The organism is Streptococcus urinalis 2285-97, from assembly GCF_000188055.2.
GTDB lineage: Bacteria > Bacillota > Bacilli > Lactobacillales > Streptococcaceae > Streptococcus > Streptococcus urinalis.
On sequence record NZ_AEUZ02000001.1, the window covers coordinates 43,358 to 66,748 of the forward strand.

Sequence of the window (23,391 nt, forward strand, 5' to 3'; positions counted from 1 at the left end):
TTTTTTGCATATCAATCCCTTTATATTACTAAAAATGGTATAATCGATTTTAGCAAATATAGTTAGGATTGTTTATGAAAATTGTAGACGGTGTTCAACTGCATCTTATAAAATCTAATAAATATAAAACAAATCATATTACTTTTCGGTTTTCTGGAGAATATAGTAAAAAAACGATTTCTCGAAGAGTTCTAATTGCTCAAATTTTAGAAACTGCAAATGCAGATTACCCAACAGCTCAACTGTTTAGGGAAAAATTATCTAATTTGTACGGTGCAAGTTTGTCAACATCAGTGTCAACAAAAGGATTAGTCCATATGATTGACATTGATATCACTTTTTTAAGAGATAAATACACATTATCTGGTGAAAAAATATTAGATGAGATCATTTTATTTCTAAAAAGTATGCTATTTGCACCACTTCTATCAGTTGCCCAATATCAACCTAAATTTTTTGATGTTGAAAAAACAAATTTAATAAATTATCTTGATGCAGATAAAGAAGACTCTTTTTATTATAGTAGTTTAGCTTTAAAAAAATATTTTTATTATAATGAATCACTAAAAGTGTCAAAATATAGTAAATCAGATCTTGTACAGCTTGAAAATGCATTTACTGTTTATCAAGAATTTCAAAAAATATTAAGAGAAGATAGAATTGATATTTTTGTACTAGGTGAGTTTGATGAGTATAGAACTTTACAGTTATTTCATCAATTTCCATTTGAACCTAGAAAAAAGGATTTACATTTTTTTTACCAACAAGAAGTTTCTAATATCGTTAATCAAATCATCGAGAAAAAAGACATTAATCAATCTATTATTCAATTAGCCTATCATCATCCAATCATCTATGGAAGTAAAGAACATTTTTCCTTGATTGTCTTGAATGGTATCTTAGGTTCTTTTTCTCATTCAAAATTATTTACAAATGTCAGAGAAAAAGAAGGATTAGCTTATTCTATTGGTAGTCGTTTTGATATTTACACAGGTTTACTTGATATCTATGCTGGAATAGATATCAAAAATCGTTCAAAAATGGTTCAGTTAATTTCTAAAGAAATTAATGATTTAAGAATGGGACGCTTTTCTGCAGATATCTTAAAAAAAACAAAGCAAATGTTAATTACAAATGCTCTTTTAGCAGAAGATCAACCTAAAGTATTGATTGATTTAGCTTATAATGAATCTTATTTACCACATTCAAATACTTTGTCAACTTGGATTGACAAGATTGACAACATATGTAAAATTGATGTTATGCGCGTGGCAAATTTATTAAAATTACAAGTAGTTTACAGTTTAGAAAGTGAAGATGAATGACTTTACAAAACTATTATTTTGAAGAAATTGATGAAACACTTTACACAGCAAAACTTAAAAATGGTTTGACTTTATATATTATTCCTAAAGAGAATTATGTTGAAAAGACAGCAATAATGACAGTATCATTTGGTTCACTTGACAGTAAATTGACAAGTGAACAAAATACAAATGAACTGCCTGAAGGAATAGCACATTTTTTAGAACATAAATTATTTGAAGATAAATATTCAGGTGATTTATCAATCTTATTTACAGAAAATGGAGCTGAAAGTAATGCTTATACAACTTTTGATCGGACAAGTTATTACTTTTCAAGTGCTAATCATTTTTCAAAAAACTTAAAATTATTGCAACGAATGATGGTTGACACTTACTTTACACCAAAATCTATTAATCGTGAAAGAGATATTATAACGCAAGAAATTGATATGTATCAAGACGATGCTGATTATCAAGCCTATCAAGGAATTTTGTCAAATTTATTTCCTGATAGTATTTTGTCAGTTGATATTGCTGGAACAAAACAGACTATATCAATCATTGATCAAAATAATTTAGAGTTTGCTCATCAACGTTATTATCACCCAAGCAATTTAACTTTAGTTTTAGTTGGTGATATTGATCCAATGATTTATTATCATGAAGTTACACAGTATCAAAAACAACTAGCAGAAAATAAACAAAAATTAAAAATTGAGAGAAATATTGAGTACCATCCAGTAATAACTTCAAGAACAATTCAAATGGATGTTGCTATGCCAAAATTAATGGTTGGTTATCGTCAAATAAAAAATCACAATCTAAAAACACCATTGAAAAATAAAATTGCCTTAAGATTACTATTTGCAATGTTATTTGGTTGGACTTCAAAGACCTATCAGGAATGGTACCAAGATAAAAAAATTGACGATTCATTTGATATTGAGATAGAAATTCAAAAAGAATTTCAATTTATTATTATTAGTTCAGATACAATGGAACCAATTGCGTTATCAAGTAGTATTCATAAAAAAATAAAGTTATTTAAAGAATCATCAGATTTATCAGAAGAACACTTAAAAACGGTAAAAAGAGAAATGTATGGTGACTTTTTAAGAAGTTTTGATTCCGTTGAGCAATTAGCTAATCAATTTGTTAATTATCTTTCTGATGAGGAACATTATTTTGATATTCCAAAATATATTAGAGAATTAACATTTGATATGATTATTAATATTGGAGAAGAATATTTTACTGAAGCTGATTCTTCAGACTTTACGGTCTTCCCAAAATAATCGAAAATTAACTAGTAATTTGATATAATAACTAATGTATTATTTTAAAAAAGGGATAAGAGATGAAAGAAAAAAGTTTAGGTCAAATTTTACGTGAAGCACGTATTCGTAATCGCATAAGCTTAGATGATCTTGAGAAAGAGACGGGAATATCTTCTCATTATCTTCTAGCAATTGAATTAGATCAATTCAAAATTGTTCCAGAAGATAAACTAAATCACTATTTTGCTCTTTATGGGCAAATGGTCGGTATTGATTTTCAATCAATTATGAAATTGTATGATCTTCAACAATCTCTGGAAGAAGAAAATCCAAGTTCATCTGTAACAAAGATGGTTGAGGAAAAACTAAGTACAAGACGGAAAACAAATCCCACTTACGAAGTGAAACCTTCAATTGTCGTTTCTGATTTTAGTAATCAAACTAGTGAGAAAAAGGTTTTGACAAAAGGAAAATCACGACACAAAAGACAAAAAGTTGATGCCATTTCAAGGTGGCCAATATATGTTATTTCTTGTCTAGCAGTTTTTATTTTATGTGGTGTTTTTTTTCTCATTTGGCATCAAAGTGGTCTTCATTCAAGTCAATCACAATTAAGTCATTCTAGTTCTAGTAAGAAAGTAACTCAATCAAGTAGTCAGTCTCAACCTACTAGTATTTTTAGTGGGACAAGTGTTGATGAAACTGGAAGTCAATTGACAGCAACAGTAACTAATAAACAAGATCAAGCTGAGATAGAAGTTTCTTTGACAGATGCTGAAAGTAGTTGGATTTCTATTTCAAATACAGATATTGTTCAAGGAGGGATGTTATTATCTCAGACTAATCCTAGTTATAAAACAACTCTTGCTACTGATATACAGTCAGTTGTCATCACTCTTGGTATTACGAAAGGTGTGTCTGTAAAAGTCAATGGTCAAGAGTTAGATTTGTCAGCTTTACAAAGTACTGATCTTACTTATATAACACTCAATTTTCAGAAAGGTGAGTAAACATTAATGTTTAAAATTGATTTTAGTAAAAAAGAAAATATTCCCAATCTCTTAACTGTTGGTCGTATTATCTTAATTCCTGTATTTTTAATATTATCTTCTATTTCAACTAGTATCATTTGGCATATTGTTGCTGCTATTGTATTTGCTATTGCAAGTTTAACTGACTATTTAGATGGTTATTTAGCAAGAAAATGGCATGTTGTTACAAATTTTGGTAAATTTGCTGATCCATTGGCAGATAAAATGCTTGTAATGAGTGCTTTTATCATGTTGGTTGGTTTAAATCTTGCACCAGCTTGGGTTGTTGCCGTCATTATTTGTAGAGAATTAGCAGTTACAGGTTTACGACTTTTATTGGTTGAAACTGGTGGAACTGTTTTGGCAGCAGCAATGCCTGGAAAAATTAAAACAGCTACACAAATGTTTTCAATTATTTTTCTTTTATGTCATTGGATTATTCTTGGTAATATTTTCTTGTATATAGCTTTATTCTTTACACTATACTCAGGTTATGATTACTTTAAAGGAGCAGGTTTCTTGTTTAAAGATACCTTCAAATAGCCTATGACTTCTATCATTGAATTAAAAAATATCTATTTTAAATACGAAGAGAATCAAGAAAACTATACTCTTGAAAATTTATCGTTTCACGTGAAACAAGGAGAATGGTTATCAATAATTGGGCATAATGGATCTGGTAAATCTACAACTGTTAGACTCATTGATGGCTTATTAGAAGCTCAATCAGGAGATATCATTGTAGATAGTCAACATTTAACTGAAGAGAATGTTTGGGAAATTCGTCAGAAGATTGGTATGGTTTTTCAAAATCCTGATAATCAATTTGTTGGTGCTACTGTTGAGGATGATGTTGCTTTTGGTTTAGAAAACAAGGGATTATCGTACAGTGAGATGAAACAACGTGTAATGCAGTCACTTGATCTTGTGGGAATGACTTCTTTTTTGACAAGAGAACCAGCACGCTTATCTGGAGGTCAAAAGCAGAGGGTTGCTATTGCTGGAGCAGTTGCTATGAGACCTAAAATTATCATCTTAGACGAATCGACAAGTATGTTAGATCCTGAAGGTAGATTAGAATTAATAAAAACAATACAATCTATCCGTGAACAATATGACATGACTGTTATCTCAATCACTCATGATTTAGATGAAGTTGCATTGAGTGATCGTGTTATTGTTATGAAAAATGGTCAAATAGAATCAAGTTCTACTCCTGAACAATTATTCAATAGGGGAAATGAGTTACTCACCTTGGGATTAGATATACCATTTACTTCAACTGTTATTCAATCATTAAAATCAAAAGACATTAAAATCAATCAAACTTATCTTACAGAAAAGGAACTAGAAAATAAGTTATGGGAATTACTCTTCAAGGCGTAAATTATACATATCAATTAGGGACACCTTTTGAAGGGCGTGCCCTTTTTGACATTAACCTTGAGATAAAAGATGGCTCTTATACTGCATTTATTGGACATACTGGTTCAGGAAAATCAACAATTATGCAACTATTAAATGGTCTACATATTCCAACAGAAGGAACAGTCAAAGTAGATGATATAGTTATTGAACCTAATGCTAAAAATAAGGATATCAAATCTGTAAGACAAAAAGTTGGCTTAGTATTCCAATTTCCAGAAAGCCAATTATTTGAAGAAACTATCCTAAAAGATGTTGCTTTTGGGCCACAAAATTTTGGTATTTCAAAAGAGGATTCTGAAAAAATTGCAAAAGAAAAATTAGCTTTAGTTGGAATTTCTGAAGATTTATTTGAAAAAAATCCCTTTGAACTATCTGGTGGTCAGATGAGAAGAGTAGCTATTGCAGGCATTTTAGCTATGAATCCAAAAGTATTGGTATTGGACGAACCAACTGCTGGATTGGATCCAAAGGGTAGGAAAGAATTAATGTCTTTATTTCATAAACTTCATCAAGATGGGATGACTATAGTTCTTGTTACCCATTTAATGGATGACGTTGCTAATTTTGCTGATTTTGTTTATGTTTTAGAGTCTGGACGGATAGTTATGTCTGGTTTCCCTAAAGATGTTTTTCAAGAACTATCAACATTAGAAAAAAAACAACTAGGTGTCCCAAAAATTACTAAATTTGCTCAACATTTAGTAAAAAGAGGTTTACAATTGGATTCATTGCCAATTACAATTGAAGAATTTTCAGAGGTGATTGCAAATGGATAAATTAATACTTGGTAGGTATATTCCTGGTGATTCTATTATTCATCGTCTGGATCCAAGAAGTAAATTATTAGCAATGTTTATCTACATTATTATTATTTTTTGGGCTAATAATCTTGTTACGAATCTTATTATACTAGTATTTACACTTGCAATAGTCCTTCTTTCTAAAGTAAAAATAAGTTTCTTTTTAAATGGTTTAAAACCTATGATTGGTATTATCTTATTTACAACCATGTTTCAAATGTTTTTTACACAAGGCGGGGAGATTCTATTTCAATTCTGGATTATTAGAATTTCTACATTTGGTTTAAGTCAATCTTTACTTATCTTCATGAGGTTTATTTTAATTATTTTCTTTTCAACTTTATTGACACTTACAACAACACCTTTAAGTTTAGCAGATTCTGTGGAGTCACTTTTAAAACCATTAGAGATATTTAAAGTTACAGCTCATGAAATTGGATTAATGCTTTCTTTAAGTTTACGTTTTGTACCAACTTTAATGGATGATACAACTAGAATAATGAATGCACAAAGAGCACGTGGTGTTGATTTTGGAGAGGGAAATATAGTACAAAAAGTAAAATCTATTATTCCTATCTTAATTCCTTTGTTTGCTTCTAGCTTTAAAAGAGCTGATGCACTAGCTATTGCAATGGAAGCTAGGGGTTATCAAGGTGGAGATGGTAGAAGTAAATATAGACAGTTGAGATGGTCTAATAAAGATACAATAGTTATAATTATTATGTTATTGACTGCGTTTATTCTATACTTTTTAAAAACATAATATAAAAAAGAGTTATTATTCCTAATTTTCTAAGGAAAGTAACCCTTTTTTGTTTAGATTTCAATACATTTGTAACATTTTTAATATATCTTAAATATCTAAGTAATAATTAAATTATATGATATAGACTGGAATAACGAAAGAGGTATATTATTAATATGTTATTTAAAAAATTAAAAGAAATAAACTTCAAATCAAGTTATATTAGCTTTGGTTTACTTGCAACACTTATTGCAGTAATTGCAGTTGTTTTTGCTTTTTCAAGTAAAAGTGTAACAACAGAATCATTTTCTAATAAAACAGATAAAAAAGTTACTAAAGTTACAAAAAAATCAGCAGCTTCAACAATTTCAGCTGTAAAGGTAAGTTCAACAGCAAGTTCTACTTCAACTTCAACTAGTTCAACTTCTTCAAGTCAACCAACTTTATCAAGTGAAGTTGAGGCTACATCTGAAAATCAAGAAGTTGTCGCTTCTACTGAACAAACTCAACCAGTAGCTACTGAAACTGTTGCTACGACACAACAAAATTATACAAATACTCAAGTCGCTACAACAAATACAGCTTCTAATGGTGTTGTCTTATCAAATGGTAATACAGCTGGTCGAGTTGGTAGTTCTGCCGCAGCTCAAATGGCTGCTGCTACTGGTGTTTCTCAAGCAACTTGGGAACAAATTATCGCTCGTGAATCAAATGGTAATCCAAATGCTGCAAATGCTTCTGGTGCTTCAGGTCTTTTCCAAACAATGCCAGGTTGGGGTTCAACAGCAACAGTTCAAGATCAAATTAATGCCGCTGTTAAAGCTTACAATGCTCAAGGTTTATCAGCTTGGGGTTATTAAAATAAAAAAAGCTTGATTAATAAATCAGGCTTTTTTCTATGTCTTTCGGATGATGACAAATTTTCTCAGCTCCAGCATTTAAAAGGTCTGTTTGGGAACCAAATCCCCATGTAACTCCTATTGTATGAATATTGGCATCATTGCCTCCAATCATATCAAATTTAGTATCTCCAATTATTACTGTACTTTCTTTTTTTAATTGATTTTCTTCTAAACAAGCATTTATAACATCAACTTTGTGAAATCGATTATTAATAGACCCATAGATACCATCAAAATAATCAGCAATTTGTAAATTTTCCAACATTTGATATGCCATTGGTTGAAATTTACTTGTTGTCACATATAGTGAATAACCTTTCATTGATAATTCACGAAGACTTGTTTTAACACCTTCATAAAGTGAAACTTGATGCACACCACTTTTTTTATAATTATCACGAAAAGCCAAAATAGCATCATCAAGGTCTTTACTTTCTGTGAAGTAATTTTGAAATGTTGTTTCTAATGGAGGACCGATATAAGTTCTGATAATTTCTATTGATGGTTGAGGATAAGAAAGTGAATTAAATGCATATTGAAAGGATTCAATAATTCCCTTACTGGAATCTACCAACGTACCATCAAGATCAAATAATATATTTTTCATAAATTACTAAATTATTCTCCAAAGATTTGTTTACTTAATTGACGACCTGTTGGAGTTGCAGCTAGTCCACCTTCTGCAGTTTCACGGAATACCGTTGGTAAAGCAGAACCTACTTGATACATTGCGTCAATAACTTCGTCAACTGGTATTTGAGATAATATACCTGATAAGGCCATGTCAGCAGCTATCATTGCAAAACTAGATCCTAAAGCATTTCTTTTAACACATGGTACTTCTACTAAACCTGCAACAGGATCACAGATTAGACCAAGCATATTTTTAATTACAAAAGCGACAGCTTGACTTGCTTGAAATGCTGTACCACCTGCTGCCATTACTAAAGCAGCAGCACTCATAGCTGATGCAGATCCAACCTCTGCTTGACAACCACCTTCAGCACCAGAAATAGAAGCATTATTTCCAATGACTAAACCGAAGGCACCAGCTGTAAAGAGAAAATTTAACTGTTCTTCTTCTGTTAGATTTAATTTTTCAATAGCAGTTGACAAGACGGCAGGAAGACAACCAGCACTTCCTGCTGTTGGAGTAGCACAAACAAGTCCCATTTTTGCATTTAATTCATTTACAGCCATTGCATTTCTAACAGCAGTTAGAATGGTAGTATCAGATAGAGTGTTACCTTTTTTTATATAATTATCCATCTTGACAGCATCACCACCAGTTAATCCACTAATAGATTTTTCAGTTGACAATCCGTTGACAACAGATTGTTTCATTACTTCTAAATTTCGAGACATAATAAAAATAATTTCTTCTCTAGATCGCCCTGTCATTTCAATTTCAGTTGCAATCATTAATTCAGAAATACTTCCATTATGAAATTGTTCAGCTTGTTCTACAAGTTCTTTAACAGAATAAAACATCTTATTCCTTTCTAATCAAAAAAATTAACATTATGTAAATAAGGAATTTTTGAAATTTGATTGACAGCATCTTGACAGTCTCTAGAATCAATTTCAATAATCATAATTGCTTTTTCACCAGCACTTTCTCTGGTAACATTCATTTGTGCGATATTAATATTATTATCTTGAAGAATATCTGTTACTTTTGCAATCATGCCAGGAATATCTTGGTGAACAATGATTAAGGTTGGGGTATTCATACTTAATGAAATTGAAAAACCATTTAACTCTGTAACTTGAATATTACCACCACCAATAGATACACCAGTAATACTCATTGTCTTTTCACCTTTTTTGACAGTGATTTTAGCAGTATTTGGATGTGGTGCATTACTATCTTTTAAGACATCCCAATAAATTCTGATTCCTCTTTGATGAGCAATTTCTAGGGCATTTTTAATTTCAGGATTATCAGTATCCATACCCATTATGCCTGCTACGAGAGCTTTATCAGTACCATGACCACGATAGGTTTTTGCAAAAGAATTGTATAAACTGAAAGTAACTTCTTCTGGAACTTCTCCAAAAATAGAGTGTACTACCTTACCAATTCTAACAGCACCTGCAGTGTGACTACTTGAGGGACCTATCATAACTGGCCCAATAATATCAAAAACTGATTGAAATTTGAGTGTGTTCATATCTTTCTCCACTATCGTATTATGGTTTCATTATAACAAAAAAATATTAAACTTTGCGAGTATTTAAGAGATTAGTTCTTGGCATTAAATTAGATTATTGCTATAATAATCTGTGCGCCATTAGGCGTCTTCGAAATCGACCTTCAAATCGACTTTTGAAAATATGAAAATCGACCTTCAAATCGACTTTTCTAATTGAACAAAAATATCTATTTTTGTATCTAAACTTTGATGGGAGAAAATGCTATGAATGACAATTCAAAAACAAGAGTTGTGGTAGGCATGAGCGGTGGAGTTGATTCATCCGTTACTGCGCTTTTACTTAAAGAACAAGGCTACGACGTTGTAGGTGTCTTTATGAAAAACTGGGATGATACAGATGAATTTGGGGTCTGTACAGCTACAGAAGATTATAAAGATGTCGCAGCAGTAGCTGATCAAATTGGGATACCTTATTATTCTGTAAATTTTGAAAAAGAATATTGGGATAGAGTTTTTGAATATTTTCTTGCTGAATATAGAGCAGGAAGAACTCCAAATCCTGATGTCATGTGCAATAAAGAAATAAAATTTAAAGCCTTTTTAGATTATGCGATGTCATTAGGAGCCGTCTATGTTGCCACTGGTCACTATGCACAAGTAAAAAAAGACTCTGATGGGACTGTTCATATGTTACGTGGAGCAGATAATGGGAAAGATCAGACTTATTTCTTAAGTCAATTATCACAAGAACAACTCCAAAAAACAATGTTTCCTTTAGGACATTTACAAAAACCAGAAGTCAGAAAGATAGCTGAAAAAGCTGGACTGGCGACGGCTAAAAAGAAAGACTCTACTGGTATCTGTTTTATTGGAGAAAAGAATTTCAAACAATTTTTAAGTCAGTACTTACCTGCACAAAAAGGTAGAATGATGACAATTGATGGTCGTGACATGGGTGAACACGCTGGTCTAATGTATTATACTATAGGTCAAAGGGGTGGTCTTGGTATTGGTGGCCAACATGGTGGCGATAATCAACCATGGTTTGTGGTAGGTAAAGACCTTTCAAAAAATATTTTATACGTGGGACAAGGTTTCTATCATGAATCATTAATGTCAACAAGTCTTGACGCATCTGTTATCCATTTTACAAAAGACATGCCTGAAGAGTTTTCTATGGAATGTACAGCTAAATTCCGATATCGTCAACCTGATTCAAAAGTTACAATAACTGTAAAAGGTGATAAAGCAAATGTCAAGTTTGACCAACCACAACGTGCGATTACACCTGGGCAAGCTGTAGTCTTTTATCAAGACGAAGAGTGTTTAGGTGGTGGGATTATTGATATGGCCTTTAAAGATGGTAAAGCATGTCAATATATTTAATTTTTAAAATTTACAGTAGTGTCAACTTATAAATTATAGGTACTTATAATCGTCAATTAAGGGTAATTTTTGAATTAAAGGTTTACAAAGAACTTTACTTTAATTTACAGAGTTGTAAAATGAAATAAAATTTATTATTGTTGACTTTTAGTTACAGTTTGCTAAAATAAAAAGTAATAAAACTATGAAATAACTATGATGGTCAAAGCTCATAGAAACTGTTCCAAAAGGTTACAGTTTCTTTAGCTTTGTCCATTTTTATATGGAGAAAAAAATGTCACATACATTTACAGAAGATTACGATGTTATCGTCATTGGTGCTGGACATGCTGGTGTCGAAGCAAGTTTAGCTGCCAGTCGAATGGGATGTAAAACCTTATTAGCTACAATTAATCTTGATATGTTGGCTTTTATGCCTTGTAATCCTTCTATTGGTGGTTCTGCAAAAGGTATTGTTGTTAGAGAAATTGATGCTCTTGGTGGAGAAATGGGTAAAAATATTGATAAAACCTATATCCAAATGAAGATGCTTAACACTGGTAAAGGACCTGCTGTTAGAGCGTTAAGGGCGCAAGCTGACAAGGCTCTTTATTCAAGAGAAATGAAAAAAACGGTTGAAAACCAAGAAAATTTAACATTAAGACAATCAATGATTGATGATATTTTGGTCGAAGATGGGAAAGTAATTGGTGTTTTAACTGCTACAGGTCAAAAATTCTCAGCTAAAGCCATTATTGTAACTACAGGGACAGCATTGAGAGGAGAAATTATTTTAGGTGAATTAAAATATTCATCCGGACCAAATAATAGTTTAGCCTCTGTTACTTTAGCAGATAACCTAAAAAAATTAGGTTTAGAAATTGGTCGCTTCAAAACTGGAACACCTCCACGTGTAAAAGCTTCTTCTATTGATTATACCCTTACAGAAATTCAGCCTGGAGATGAAAAGCCAAACCATTTTTCATTTTTATCTAAAGATGAAGATTATTTAAAAGACCAAATCCCATGTTGGCTTACTTATACAAATGCTAATAGTCATGATATTATCAATAAAAACTTATATCGTGCACCAATGTTTTCAGGTATAGTAAAAGGTGTAGGTCCACGATACTGTCCATCTATTGAAGATAAAATAGTGAGATTTGCTGATAAAGAAAGACATCAACTCTTTTTAGAGCCAGAAGGTAGGGACACTGAAGAAGTTTATGTGCAAGGTTTATCAACCAGTCTCCCTGAAGATGTACAAAAAGATTTATTACATTCTATAAAAGGTCTTGAAAAAGCTGAAATGATGCGTACAGGATATGCTATTGAATATGATATTGTTTTACCACATCAATTGAGAGCAACTTTAGAAACAAAAGTTATTTCTGGACTTTTTACAGCAGGTCAAACAAACGGAACTTCTGGTTATGAAGAAGCAGCTGGTCAAGGTATTGTGGCTGGTATTAACGCAGCATTAAAGGTTCAAGGAAAACCTGAACTCATTTTAAAACGAAGTGATGCTTATATTGGGGTAATGATTGATGACTTGGTAACAAAAGGAACTTTAGAACCATATCGTCTTTTAACTTCACGCGCAGAATATCGTCTTATTTTGAGACATGATAATGCTGATATGAGACTTACAGAGATTGGACGTCAAGTTGGTTTAGTTGATGATGAAAGATACTCAACCTATCAAATTAAAAAGAATAAATTTGATAATGAAATGAGCCGCCTTGAAAAAATAAAAATAAAACCTGTTAAAGAAACTAATGAAAAAGTGAAAGCATTGGGATTTAAAGCTTTAACAGATGCTATGACTGCTAAAGAATTCATGAGAAGACCTGAAGTTAATTATGAAGCCATAACACATTTTATTGGTCCAGCAGCCGAATATTTAGATACTAAAATCATCGATTTGTTAGAAACTGAGATTAAGTATGAAGGCTATATTAATAAAGCTTTAGATCAAGTTGCTAAAATGAAACGTATGGAAGAAAAACGGATACCATCTAATATTGATTGGGATGCAATTGATTCCATTGCAACTGAAGCCCGTCAAAAATTTAAAAAAATAAATCCTGAAACGATTGGACAAGCTAGTCGAATCTCTGGTGTCAATCCAGCTGATATTAGTATTTTAATGGTCTATCTAGAGGGCAATAATAAGGCTAGAAAAAAGTAATGAAATTGTAACTTTGAAGGTGATAACAGCTCTATATTTTTAGGGCTGTTTTATGGTATAATAATGGCTTAAGAGGTTATTAAATGAAAAAATTTCGTTTTGCAACAATCCATCTGATTATGATGGGGATGATATTATTTGGCTTATTAGCCATTTGTATAAAAGTTGTTCATTCAAATACATTACTTTTAGGTTTAATTTTTCTGGTCTTATTATTTGTTATTGGACTACTATGGTATCAAAAACAAACTTATGAACTTTCAGAATTGGAACAAATTGAGATTCTTAATGATCAGACTGAAGTCAGTTTAAAAAATTTATTAGATAAAATGCCAGTGGGTGTGATTCAGTTTGACCAAGAAACTCAAGATATTGAATGGTTCAATCCATATGCTGAATTGATTTTTACAACTGAATCTGGTGATTTTAACTCAGAATTAGTACAAGAGATCATTGATTCAAAGTGTAAGGGAGAAGCCAGCCCTAGCTTTCAAATTTCTGGAAATAAATACTCTTCTTACGTTGATATCAATGCAGGTATTTTCTATTTCTTTGATGTCTTTGTAGGAAATCGTGAAATTATTGATAATAATATGTTGAGACCTGTCATTGTAATTATTTCAATTGATAACTATGATGACGTTATTGATAATTATTCTGATACAGATGTTTCACAAATTAATGGTTTTATTGCCAATTTTATTTCAGATTTTGCTAGTGCTAGATCTATCTTTTATCGACGCGTAAGTACAGATCGCTTTTACTTTTTTACTGACTATCATATTTTAAAAGAATTAATGGATTCAAAATTTGATATTGTTGAAACATTTAGAAATGAATCTCAAGAAAAACAATTTCCTTTAACCTTAAGTATGGGTATTTCATTTGGTAACAAAAATCATTTACAAATCGGAAAAGTTGCTCTGGAAAACCTCAATATAGCCTCAGTACGTGGTGGAGATCAAATTGTTGTCAGAGAAAATGATGATAATAAAAAACCTCTTTACTTTGGTGGTTGTTCTGTATCAACAGTAAAACGGTCTAGAACAAGAACCAGAGCTATGATGTCAGCAATATCAGACCGTATTAAGATGGTTGATAAAGTTTTTATTGTTGGACATCGTAATATCGACATGGATGCTTTAGGTTCAGCGGTGGGAATGCAATTTTTCTCAAGTAATGTTATAGAACAAAGTTATGTCGTCTATAATCCTGAAGACATGAATCCAGATATCGAACGGGCTATTGATAGTATTCAAAAAGATGGAAAAACAAGACTTATAAGTGTTGCACAAGCTATGGGTATGGTAACATCACAATCTTTATTAGTAATGGTTGACCATTCAAAAATATCATTAACTCTCTCAGAAGAGTTTTACAGATTGTTTACTGATGTTGTTATTGTTGACCATCATCGTAGAGATAATGATTTTCCAGAAAATGCTGTATTATCATTCATTGAAAGTGGAGCAAGTAGTGCAGCTGAATTAGTCACTGAACTTATTCAATTTCAAAATGCAAAAACGAAATTAAGTAAAATTCAAGCCAGTGTAGTTATGGCTGGTATAATGTTGGATACAAAGAATTTTTCAACACGAGTAACAAGTAGAACTTTTGATGTTGCTAGTTATCTTAGATCACTTGGAAGTGATAGTGTCGAAATTCAGACAATTTCAGCAATTGATTTTGATGAGTATAGACAAGTTAATGAGTTGATTTTAAGAGGAAATCGTTTAACGAAAGACATTATTGTTGCCTCAGGTGATAATGAGATAATTTACACCAAAGTTATGGCTAGTAAAGCTGCTGATACCATGTTGTCAATGGCAGGTATCGAAGCTACATTTGTAATTGCCAGAATATCTGAACATAAAATCGCTATTTCAGCTCGAAGTCGTAGTAAAATAAATGTACAACGTATTATGGAAAAAATGGGAGGTGGCGGTCATTTCAATTTGGCAGCTTGTCAATTGGAAGACATAACCGCAGGTCAAGCAAAAGATTTACTCATTTCTACAATTGAAAATACTATGAAAGAAACAATGGAGGATGAATAATGAAAGTTATCTTTTTAACAGATGTAAAAGGTAAAGGAAAAAAAGGTGAAATAAAAGAAGTCCCAACTGGTTACGCTCAAAACTTTTTATTAAAAAAGAAACTTGCTAAAGAAGCAACATCTCAAGCAATTGGTGAGTTAAAAGGAAAACAAAAATCAGAAGAAAAAGCACAAGCAGAACTTTTATCTGAAGCAAAAACAACAAAAGCACTTCTTGAAAAAGAAGAAACTAGAGTTCAATTTAGTGAAAAAGTTGGACCAGATGGTCGTACCTTTGGTTCTATTACGGCTAAGAAAATTGCTGAAGAGTTACAATCTCAATATGAAATAAAGATTGATAAACGTCATATTGAGTTAGATCATCCTATTAGAGCAATTGGAAAGATTGAAGTTCCTGTCAAATTACATAAAGAAGTTACAGGACAAATAAAAATTCAAGTTAACGAAGCATAAAATTTTTTGTAGAGGAGGTGTTAGATTTGCCTGAAGTTTCAGAATTAAGGGTTCAACCACAGGACTTACTTGCAGAACAGTCGGTCCTAGGTTCAATCTTTATAGCACCTGATAAATTAATCACTGTTCGTGAATTTATTAGTCCTGAAGACTTTTATAAGTATTCGCATAAGGTTATTTTTAAGGCAATGATAACCCTCAGTGATCGTAATGATGCTATTGATGCAACAACAGTTAGAACAATTTTAGATGATCAAGGTGATTTACAAAATATTGGTGGACTATCTTATATTGTAGAATTGGTAAATAGTGTACCAACAAGTGCTAATGCTGAGTACTATGCTAAAATAGTTGCTGAAAAAGCAATGTTGAGAAATATCATTTCTAGATTGACAGATACTGTAAACCAAGCTTATGATGGTTCATTTGAGTCAGAAGATATTATTGCCAATGCAGAAAAAGCCTTAGTTGATATAAATGAACATAGCAATCGAAATGGTTTTCGAAAAATTTCGGATGTTTTAAAAGTCAATTATGAAAATTTAGAAGCAAGATCACAGCAAACTTCTGATGTGACAGGATTACCTACTGGTTTTCGTGATCTTGACAAGATTACAACAGGTTTACACCCTGATCAATTAGTTATTTTAGCAGCTAGACCCGCTGTTGGTAAAACTGCATTCGTTTTAAACATTGCACAAAATGTTGGAACAAAGCAAAAACGACCTGTAGCTATTTTTTCACTTGAAATGGGAGCAGAAAGTTTAGTTGATCGTATGTTGGCTGCTGAAGGCATGGTAGATTCACATAGCCTAAGAACAGGACAACTAACGGATCAAGATTGGAATAATGTTACTATTGCACAAGGAGCTCTTGCTGAGGCACCAATTTATATAGATGACACACCAGGTATCAAAATTACTGAAATTAGAGCAAGAGCTCGTAAGTTATCTCAAGAAGTAGAAGGTGGATTAGGCTTGATTGTCATTGACTATTTACAGTTGATAACAGGAACAAGACCTGAAAATAGGCAACAAGAAGTTTCAGATATATCGAGACAGTTGAAAATTTTAGCTAAAGAATTAAAAGTACCTGTTATAGCTTTAAGCCAACTTTCACGTGGGGTTGAACAAAGGCAAGATAAAAGACCAGTCTTATCTGATATTCGTGAATCTGGATCAATCGAACAAGATGCTGATATTGTTGCCTTTCTTTATAGAGATGACTATTATCGAAAAGAAGGTGAAGAAGCAGAAGACACTATTGAAGTTATCCTAGAAAAAAATCGTGCTGGTGCTCGTGGTACAGTTAAACTAATGTTTCAAAAAGAGTATAATAAATTTTCAACGATTGCACAGTTTGAAGAAAGATAGAATTGGAGAATAAAAATGAGTGATGCATTTGCTGATGTCGCAAAAATGAAAAAAATAAAAGAAGATATTAAGTCTCATGAAGGTAAATTAGTCGAACTAACTTTAGAAAATGGTCGAAAAAGAGAAAAGACGAAGGTTGGTCGTCTCACTGAAGTATATCCATCTTTGTTCATTGTTGAGTATAATGAAAGTTCAGATATTCCAGGTGCAATCAATAATTCTTATGTAGAATCTTATACCTATTCAGATATCTTAACTGAAAAAACCTTAATTCGATATCTAGATTAAAATAGCCTTTGGGCTTTTTTATTTACAGTTATTGACACTGTTGTAAAGCAGTATAAAATAGCTTTATTATTAAAATTTAAATGCTTAAACTCTTGTTTCCTCTGTATAGGTATGTTATAATGAAATTTGTGTGAAATAGCAGCAGAAAAATATGAAGCTCGTCAACAGGTGGTTATCTATTCTAGTAACCTTAGCTGTTTAGGCGAAAGCCACCTGCACGAATCAGAATTTTTTAAAAAGTTATTTCCTCAATTAATTTTAGAGGAGGACATTTAAATGTCACGTTATACTGGTCCATCATGGAAACAATCACGTCGCCTAGGTTTATCACTTACAGGCACTGGTAAAGAATTAGCACGTCGTAACTACGTACCTGGACAACATGGTCCTAACAATCGTAGTAAACTTTCAGAATATGGTTTACAACTTGCTGAAAAACAAAAATTACGTTTTTCATATGGTTTAGGTGAAAAACAATTCCGTAACTTGTTCGTTCAAGCAACAAAAGTTAAAGAAGGAACACTTGGTTTCAATTTTATGGTTCTTTTAGAACGTCGTCTTGATAATGTTGTTTATCGTTTAGGTTTAGCAACTACTCGTCGTCAAGCACGTCAATTTGTAAATCATGGACATATTTTAGTTGACGGAAAACGTGTTGATATTCCTTCATACCGTGTTGAAGTTGGTCAAGTGATTTCAGTACGTGAAAAATCAATCAAAGTTCCAGCTATTCTTGAAGCTGTTGAAGCTACAATTGGACGTCCAGCTTTCGTTTCTTTTGATGCAGAAAAACTTGAAGGTTCATTAAAACGCCTTCCAGAACGCGATGAAATTAATCCAGAAATTAACGAACAACTTGTCGTTGAGTTCTACAACAAAATGCTTTAATTTTCATATTGAATACTTAAAAAGCCTATTTTATAGGCTTTTTATTTTTTTTGTCTAATGGATAGTATTTATGAGTATAAGGAAAGTTTTAATTAAAAAAGTCACTAACATTTTGACTTTTTTAAGAATGTTTTTCGGTCCATTCTCTATTTAATTTTGGTTTTCTATTTGTGTCTAATAAAGGAATAAGGTGTGTTCTATTTTTGTAATATTCAATTCCTGTTTCATTATCCACGATAATTTGATCTCCTGGTCCACACTTAATATAAGTAAAGCGATATTTCATATCTTGACTCATTTGTATACCTCCTATTTTTAGATTATCATATCTTAGTTTCATAAGCAATAAAAGGTATCTAAGCTAAATTAATTGTTATTTTATCGTTGACTAGTATAATAATTATAGGAAAAGAAAGAAGGGTACTTATGTCTTTTATTACAATTGTGTTAGTTTTACTTGTTGCCTTGGAATTCATTTACATTATGTATTTGGAAACAATAGCAACTAGCTCTGAAAAAACATCTCAAATTTTTGGAATGTCTAAGGAAGAATTGCAAAGAGAATCTGTTCAAAATTTATTTAAAAATCAAGGTATATATAATCTTCTATTTGCTTTAGGACTTTTATACGGATTGATGACAAACCACTCTGATATTATTATTATGTTATTGATAGGGATAATACTGGTTGCTATTTATGGTGCAATCACTGTTAATAAAAAAATCGTGATTCAGCAAGCTGGTCTTGCTGTACTAGCTTTAATCAGTTTTTTCTTTTAGGGGAATATATTTGACTAATTAGTGATATTTAGATATGATGACTTTACATTATAATTCAGAAAGTCAAAATATGAAGGATACCTTTTTATCACAGTTTAGACGTTATCAACCTCATCCTTTAGGAGAAAAAATAGATACGCTGTTCTCATTCCATTAATAACAATTAATGATCAATATCACATTTTATTTGAGAAACGAAGTCAAAAGATTTCACAGCCTGGAGAAGTTTCACTTCCTGGTGGAAAAGTCGAAGCTAATGAAAGTTATGAAGAAGCTGCAATTAGAGAAACAATGGAAGAGCTATCTCTCTCAAAATCAGATATTCTTATTAGGAGAAATTGATTATATCGTTTTTTCAGATAGAACGATACATTGTTTTGTAGGAAAATTAGATATTACAAATACGTGTCAACTATCTGTAAATGATGAAGTTGACAAATTCTTTACAGTATCACTCAAATATTTTATAGAAAATAAACCTAAATATTATGATTTAAAGATGGATATAGTTCCCAATCAAGATTTTCCATTTGAAAAAATTAATGATGGTGTCAATTATAAGTTTACACATCATAATCGAGCAATACCATTTTATGAAGGTTTAGATGAAACTATTTGGTGGCTTACTGCACAGTTTATTGATTGTTTTACAAAGATCATAAAAAAATAAGGCTATGCCTTATTTTTTTGTGATTTCTTGAAATTGTTTGACTTCCATTTTGAGCTGGTATTTCTTTCTTAAGTCAGCAATTTGTGGCATCATTTCTGATTTATGATGAATGTCTATAGCTTCTTGATCAACCCATTCATCTATTAGTAAGAGTGCTTCAGGATCATCAAAAGATTTGAAATAATCAAATCTTAAATTTCCTTTTTGTTCTCTAATTTTAGTTACTAAACCTGATGAAATCATTTCATTGGCAAACTCAAATGCAGATCCATTTTTTCCTCTATAGATAATATTTACTGTTACCGTCATAGTAAACTCCTTTTTGATAATTATACCATGTAAATGACTGATATTTTTTTAAAAAGATGATAAAATAGGATTAGTTTTCTGTCATTAAAATTAGAATTTTTGGAGGTAAGATGTATCTAAGAAGCCATGATGGTTCAGCTATCTTTTTTAGATGTATTGGAAATGGTTTTCCTATCCTCTTTTTACATGGCAATAATTTGAGTAGTGATTATTTTCAAAATCAGTTAGAACTAGCTAAACAATATAAACTCATTTTTATTGATAGTAGAGCACAAGGAAAATCTGATCTTGTAACTAGTAGTATTTCATTTGAGAAGTTGACAGAAGATGTCAATCAAGTTTTGGAACATTTGTCTATCAATTCTTGTTTAATTGTTGGACACAGTGATGGTGCTAACTTAGCAATTTCATTTTGTCAAAAATACCCTAATAAAGTAAAAGGACTTATTTTAAATTCTGGAAACGTGACCTTTAATGGCCTTAGAATCTTAAGTAGAATAGGTATTTTGATAGAACTATTTTTTTTAAGACTTCTATCAAAACGATCACTTTATTTTAAATCAAAATTATTAGTAGCAAAGCTTATGAAAGAAGAAATCAAACTAGATAAAGAACGTCTTAGGATGTTAACTTTCCCAACATGGGTTGTTGTAGGTAGTTGTGATATTATTAAACTATCTCATTCTGAAGAAATATGTTTGTTATTTCCAAACAGTCGTTTAATCAAGATTAAAAGTCAAGGTCATAATGTAGCTAAGGAAGAACCATTAACTTTTAACAAGCTAATTGTAGATATGATGGACCTTATTCAAAGGAGAAACCAAAGTTGAAAAAAATAATTGCTAAACTAAGTCAATTGCAGTCATTAATAAAAACGATATTTTTTATTTCTGTCAGTATTTTAGTTATTTCAGAAATCATTAGACTTCGAAAAACAATATCAATGACTGATTTGAAAGCATCTCTCGGTCAAATTCCTATTTCCTCTGTTATTTTAATGCTGATATTGGGAATTATTGCAGTGTCACCAATGCTTTTATTTGATATTATTTTAAATCAAGAAATCAAAAGTAAACATTCACTTCGCTATATATTAGAAACAAGCTGGGTTATTAATACCATCAATAATATTGCTGGTTTTGCAGGTATTGTAGATATTGGGCTAAGATATTCATTTTATTCAAATGAAAAGGAATCTTCAAAAAGTATGCAAGGTATTTCAAGAATTATACCTTACTTTATGAGTGGACTTTCTATCTTTTGTGGTGTCTTATTTGTTTTCATTTGGTTTTTGCCAGTTGATTTAAGTATTAAAAAATATTGGTTTGTTCTTTTTGGAACTATGTTATATTTACCACTAATATTAATTATTTCAAGTAATAAAAAATTAACTTATTTTGGTCAAACAACCTTTAAAAGAGCTATTTCATTGATTGGTGCTTCTTTAGTTGACTGGTTTTTTGTAATTACTTATTTTTGCTTAATTGGTTATTTATTAGGTGTTAGAATTCCCTTATATAACATTGTACCTTTATTTTTAATTGCTTTAATAATAGGGATGGTTTCTATGATTCCTGGTGGGATTGGGAGCTTTGATGTTGTTATTATTACAGGTTTAACAAGTTTAGGACTTAATAATTCTATAGTTGTTACTTGGCTTCTTCTTTATAGATTATTTTACTATGTCGTTCCCTTTTCAATTGGAGTAATTCTTTTCTTTAAACATATGGGTGGGCGAATCAACGAGCGCTACCTTAATATACCTGGAAATATTTTAAAAACAATTGGACATCATTCAGAAATTATTAGCTTGAGAATTTTTGGTTTCTTTATGATATTATCTGCTTTAATTCCTGATAAGTTATCAGATGTGATCTTTTTAAACAGACTGGATCCTATTCAAGGTCAATTAATTTGGCAAATGCCAAGTGTTTTAATAGGATTACTCTTTATATTATTAGCTAGATTTGTAAAACGTAAGTTAAGAATCTCTTATCCATTTGCTTGGTGTTTATTTGTTGTCACAATAATATATGTTAATTTAGTCGAAATATCAGATTTTACCTCTATATTTCTAATTTTAATTATGTTCATGATGTTTATGATACGTAAACGATTGAATAGACATTCATTCATTTATAGTTGGGAAGATAAAACAAAAGATTTAGCCATTATTGTTTCCATTTTAATTGTATTATTAGTTATTGGAGGGAATAGTTTCTGGGATAGGTATTTTTTCTCAATTAGATACGTTCGATTAGATCAATTTATTATTTTATGGACTCACTTATTGATAGCTGTAGGATTAATCTATCTTGTTTATCGATTTGCTATTTTTTATGTTTCCCGTGAAACAAAGTATCAGATTGGTCAAAAATTTGAACAAAATCGTTATCTTGAGTTTCTTCAAACTTATGGTGGTAATACAGATAGTGGTTTAGCTTTTCTTAATGATAAACGTTTATATTGGTTCCAAGTTGACAAGGTTGACAAGGTTGTCTTCCAATTTTCTCTAAAAAGTAATAAATGTATCGTTATGGGTGATCCTGCAGGTGATACATATTATTTTAGAGAAGCAACAGAGCAATTTATTAAGGATGCTAATAATGAAAATTTAGATATTATTTTCTATGAAGTTGATCAGTCAACAACTTTAACTTTACATGAGTTCGGTTATGAATTTTTGAAATTTGGTGAGAGTGCTCTTGTTGATTTAAATCAATTTTCTACAGGTGGAAAGAAAGGCAAACAATTTCGTAATGTTGTCAATAAAGCAGAAAAATCTGGACTAAAATTTGAAATTATGACACCTCCTTTTTCTCAAGAATTTTTGGATCAAATAGAATTAGTATCTACAAAATGGTTAAATGGAAGACAAGAAAAGGGCTTTTCATTAGGTTTCTTCAATAGAGACTATTTACAAAATGCCCCAATTGCTGTTGTTAGAAATGAAGAAGGAAATATTATTGCTTTTGTAAACTTCCTAGCAAGTTACTGTAAAGATACTGCAACTATTGATTTAATGAGATACGAGTCAGCAGATAATAATCGTGGGTTGATTGATTTTATTTTCATCAAGTTATTCTCATATTTCAAAGAAGAAGGTTTACACTATTTTGACTTAGGAATGGCACCTTTATCTAATGTTGGAAATATGGAGAGTAGTTTTGTTTACGAAAAAATTGCTTATCTTATATTTGTATTTTCCACACATTTTTATTCATTTAGTGGTCTAAGACAATATAAACAAAAATTTACTCCAATATGGCAGTCAAAATACATTGCTTACCCTAAAAAGACCTGGCTCATTTATGATATGATTTTATTATTAATGAATGATAAAAAGCAGTAAAAAAGCCGATACATTGTATC

The 23,391-nt window shown here is 31.1% G+C and carries 23 protein-coding genes and 1 pseudogene; 19 read left to right on the forward strand and 5 right to left on the reverse strand.

Annotated features, from left to right (window positions below; genetic code table 11):
• The first annotated feature begins 74 nt into the window (after nucleotides 1-74).
• From yfmF to STRUR_RS00245, 8 genes are all read left to right on the forward strand, one after another.
• Nucleotides 75-1,325, forward strand: coding sequence for an EF-P 5-aminopentanol modification-associated protein YfmF (yfmF, locus tag STRUR_RS00210; protein ID WP_006739442.1), 1,251 nt, complete (start codon nucleotides 75-77; stop codon nucleotides 1,323-1,325).
• On the forward strand, nucleotides 1,322-2,602 hold the full coding sequence (gene yfmH, locus STRUR_RS00215) for an EF-P 5-aminopentanol modification-associated protein YfmH (RefSeq protein WP_006739802.1): 1,281 nt from the start codon (nucleotides 1,322-1,324) through the stop codon (nucleotides 2,600-2,602). Before yfmF ends, yfmH begins: the two co-directional genes overlap by 4 nt.
• 62 nt (nucleotides 2,603-2,664) lie before the next feature.
• A complete protein-coding gene (locus tag STRUR_RS00220; RefSeq protein WP_006738554.1) occupies nucleotides 2,665-3,594 on the forward strand; it encodes a helix-turn-helix domain-containing protein in 930 nt (309 codons plus the stop codon).
• 6 nt (nucleotides 3,595-3,600) lie between these two features.
• Nucleotides 3,601-4,158, forward strand: coding sequence for a CDP-diacylglycerol--glycerol-3-phosphate 3-phosphatidyltransferase (gene pgsA / locus STRUR_RS00225; protein ID WP_006738798.1), 558 nt, complete (start codon nucleotides 3,601-3,603; stop codon nucleotides 4,156-4,158).
• Nucleotides 4,159-4,161: 3 nt separating this feature from the next.
• Nucleotides 4,162-5,001: an energy-coupling factor ABC transporter ATP-binding protein gene (locus tag STRUR_RS00230; protein WP_006740338.1), complete on the forward strand. Its 840-nt coding sequence runs from the start codon at nucleotides 4,162-4,164 to the stop codon at nucleotides 4,999-5,001.
• A complete protein-coding gene (locus STRUR_RS00235; RefSeq protein WP_006739737.1) occupies nucleotides 4,977-5,819 on the forward strand; it encodes an energy-coupling factor transporter ATPase in 843 nt (280 codons plus the stop codon). The genes STRUR_RS00230 and STRUR_RS00235 overlap by 25 nt, the downstream gene beginning before the upstream one ends.
• Nucleotides 5,812-6,606: an energy-coupling factor transporter transmembrane component T family protein gene (locus STRUR_RS00240; RefSeq protein WP_006739053.1), complete on the forward strand. Its 795-nt coding sequence runs from the start codon at nucleotides 5,812-5,814 to the stop codon at nucleotides 6,604-6,606. Before STRUR_RS00235 ends, STRUR_RS00240 begins: the two co-directional genes overlap by 8 nt.
• A gap of 158 nt (nucleotides 6,607-6,764) precedes the next feature.
• Nucleotides 6,765-7,448 (forward strand): transglycosylase SLT domain-containing protein, encoded by a 684-nt coding sequence (locus tag STRUR_RS00245; protein WP_006740341.1) that lies wholly within the window; start codon nucleotides 6,765-6,767, stop codon nucleotides 7,446-7,448.
• A gap of 16 nt (nucleotides 7,449-7,464) precedes the next feature.
• Here the strand turns inward: STRUR_RS00245 and STRUR_RS00250 are convergent, their stop codons facing one another.
• The 3 genes from STRUR_RS00250 to sdaAB are packed head-to-tail and all read right to left on the reverse strand — an operon-like array spanning nucleotide 7,465 to nucleotide 9,664.
• The gene (locus STRUR_RS00250; protein ID WP_006740127.1) at nucleotides 7,465-8,097 is read right to left on the reverse strand and encodes an HAD hydrolase-like protein; all 633 of its coding nucleotides are present in this window, start codon (nucleotides 8,095-8,097) and stop codon (nucleotides 7,465-7,467) included.
• Between the two features lie 11 nt (nucleotides 8,098-8,108).
• Entirely contained in the window at nucleotides 8,109-8,981 is an 873-nt protein-coding gene (sdaAA, locus tag STRUR_RS00255) for an L-serine ammonia-lyase, iron-sulfur-dependent, subunit alpha (protein WP_006739677.1), read from the reverse strand.
• A gap of 11 nt (nucleotides 8,982-8,992) precedes the next feature.
• Nucleotides 8,993-9,664, reverse strand: coding sequence for an L-serine ammonia-lyase, iron-sulfur-dependent subunit beta (gene sdaAB / locus STRUR_RS00260; RefSeq protein ID WP_006738868.1), 672 nt, complete (start codon nucleotides 9,662-9,664; stop codon nucleotides 8,993-8,995).
• Between the two features lie 246 nt (nucleotides 9,665-9,910).
• On the opposite strand from sdaAB, the gene mnmA reads away from it, so the two are divergent.
• From mnmA to rpsD, 7 genes are all read left to right on the forward strand, one after another.
• A complete protein-coding gene (gene mnmA / locus STRUR_RS00265; protein WP_006740121.1) occupies nucleotides 9,911-11,032 on the forward strand; it encodes a tRNA 2-thiouridine(34) synthase MnmA in 1,122 nt (373 codons plus the stop codon).
• A gap of 274 nt (nucleotides 11,033-11,306) precedes the next feature.
• Nucleotides 11,307-13,202: a tRNA uridine-5-carboxymethylaminomethyl(34) synthesis enzyme MnmG gene (gene mnmG / locus STRUR_RS00270; protein ID WP_006739817.1), complete on the forward strand. Its 1,896-nt coding sequence runs from the start codon at nucleotides 11,307-11,309 to the stop codon at nucleotides 13,200-13,202.
• Nucleotides 13,203-13,285: 83 nt separating this feature from the next.
• Nucleotides 13,286-15,259, forward strand: a complete 1,974-nt coding sequence (locus STRUR_RS00275; protein ID WP_006738629.1) for a DHH family phosphoesterase — start codon at nucleotides 13,286-13,288, stop codon at nucleotides 15,257-15,259.
• Entirely contained in the window at nucleotides 15,259-15,711 is a 453-nt protein-coding gene (rplI, locus tag STRUR_RS00280; RefSeq protein ID WP_006738666.1) for a 50S ribosomal protein L9, read from the forward strand. Before STRUR_RS00275 ends, rplI begins: the two co-directional genes overlap by 1 nt.
• A 26-nt stretch (nucleotides 15,712-15,737) precedes the next feature.
• Nucleotides 15,738-17,084 (forward strand): replicative DNA helicase, encoded by a 1,347-nt coding sequence (dnaB, locus tag STRUR_RS00285; RefSeq protein WP_006740332.1) that lies wholly within the window; start codon nucleotides 15,738-15,740, stop codon nucleotides 17,082-17,084.
• 15 nt (nucleotides 17,085-17,099) lie between these two features.
• Nucleotides 17,100-17,372: a Veg family protein gene (locus STRUR_RS00290; protein ID WP_006739886.1), complete on the forward strand. Its 273-nt coding sequence runs from the start codon at nucleotides 17,100-17,102 to the stop codon at nucleotides 17,370-17,372.
• Nucleotides 17,373-17,648: 276 nt separating this feature from the next.
• Nucleotides 17,649-18,260 (forward strand): 30S ribosomal protein S4, encoded by a 612-nt coding sequence (gene rpsD / locus STRUR_RS00295; RefSeq protein WP_006739406.1) that lies wholly within the window; start codon nucleotides 17,649-17,651, stop codon nucleotides 18,258-18,260.
• A gap of 121 nt (nucleotides 18,261-18,381) precedes the next feature.
• Here the strand turns inward: rpsD and STRUR_RS11650 are convergent, their stop codons facing one another.
• The gene (locus tag STRUR_RS11650) at nucleotides 18,382-18,558 is read right to left on the reverse strand and encodes a hypothetical protein (protein WP_006738656.1); all 177 of its coding nucleotides are present in this window, start codon (nucleotides 18,556-18,558) and stop codon (nucleotides 18,382-18,384) included.
• Nucleotides 18,559-18,686: 128 nt separating this feature from the next.
• On the opposite strand from STRUR_RS11650, the gene STRUR_RS00300 reads away from it, so the two are divergent.
• On the forward strand, nucleotides 18,687-19,040 hold the full coding sequence (locus STRUR_RS00300) for a DUF1304 domain-containing protein (RefSeq protein WP_006740622.1): 354 nt from the start codon (nucleotides 18,687-18,689) through the stop codon (nucleotides 19,038-19,040).
• 70 nt (nucleotides 19,041-19,110) lie between these two features.
• A pseudogene (locus STRUR_RS00305) lies at nucleotides 19,111-19,710 on the forward strand (NUDIX hydrolase).
• A gap of 9 nt (nucleotides 19,711-19,719) precedes the next feature.
• Here STRUR_RS00305 and STRUR_RS00310 read toward each other — a convergent pair.
• Complete coding sequence (locus STRUR_RS00310) at nucleotides 19,720-20,019, reverse strand: putative quinol monooxygenase (RefSeq protein WP_006739356.1); 300 nt, start codon at nucleotides 20,017-20,019, stop codon at nucleotides 19,720-19,722.
• A gap of 110 nt (nucleotides 20,020-20,129) precedes the next feature.
• Between STRUR_RS00310 and STRUR_RS00315 the strand changes: the two genes are divergently transcribed.
• Together STRUR_RS00315 and mprF are read left to right on the forward strand one after the other, a co-directional pair.
• The gene (locus tag STRUR_RS00315; RefSeq protein ID WP_006739822.1) at nucleotides 20,130-20,849 is read left to right on the forward strand and encodes an alpha/beta fold hydrolase; all 720 of its coding nucleotides are present in this window, start codon (nucleotides 20,130-20,132) and stop codon (nucleotides 20,847-20,849) included.
• Nucleotides 20,846-23,371: a bifunctional lysylphosphatidylglycerol flippase/synthetase MprF gene (gene mprF / locus STRUR_RS00320; protein WP_006740492.1), complete on the forward strand. Its 2,526-nt coding sequence runs from the start codon at nucleotides 20,846-20,848 to the stop codon at nucleotides 23,369-23,371. The genes STRUR_RS00315 and mprF overlap by 4 nt, the downstream gene beginning before the upstream one ends.
• Nucleotides 23,372-23,391 lie beyond the last annotated feature (20 nt).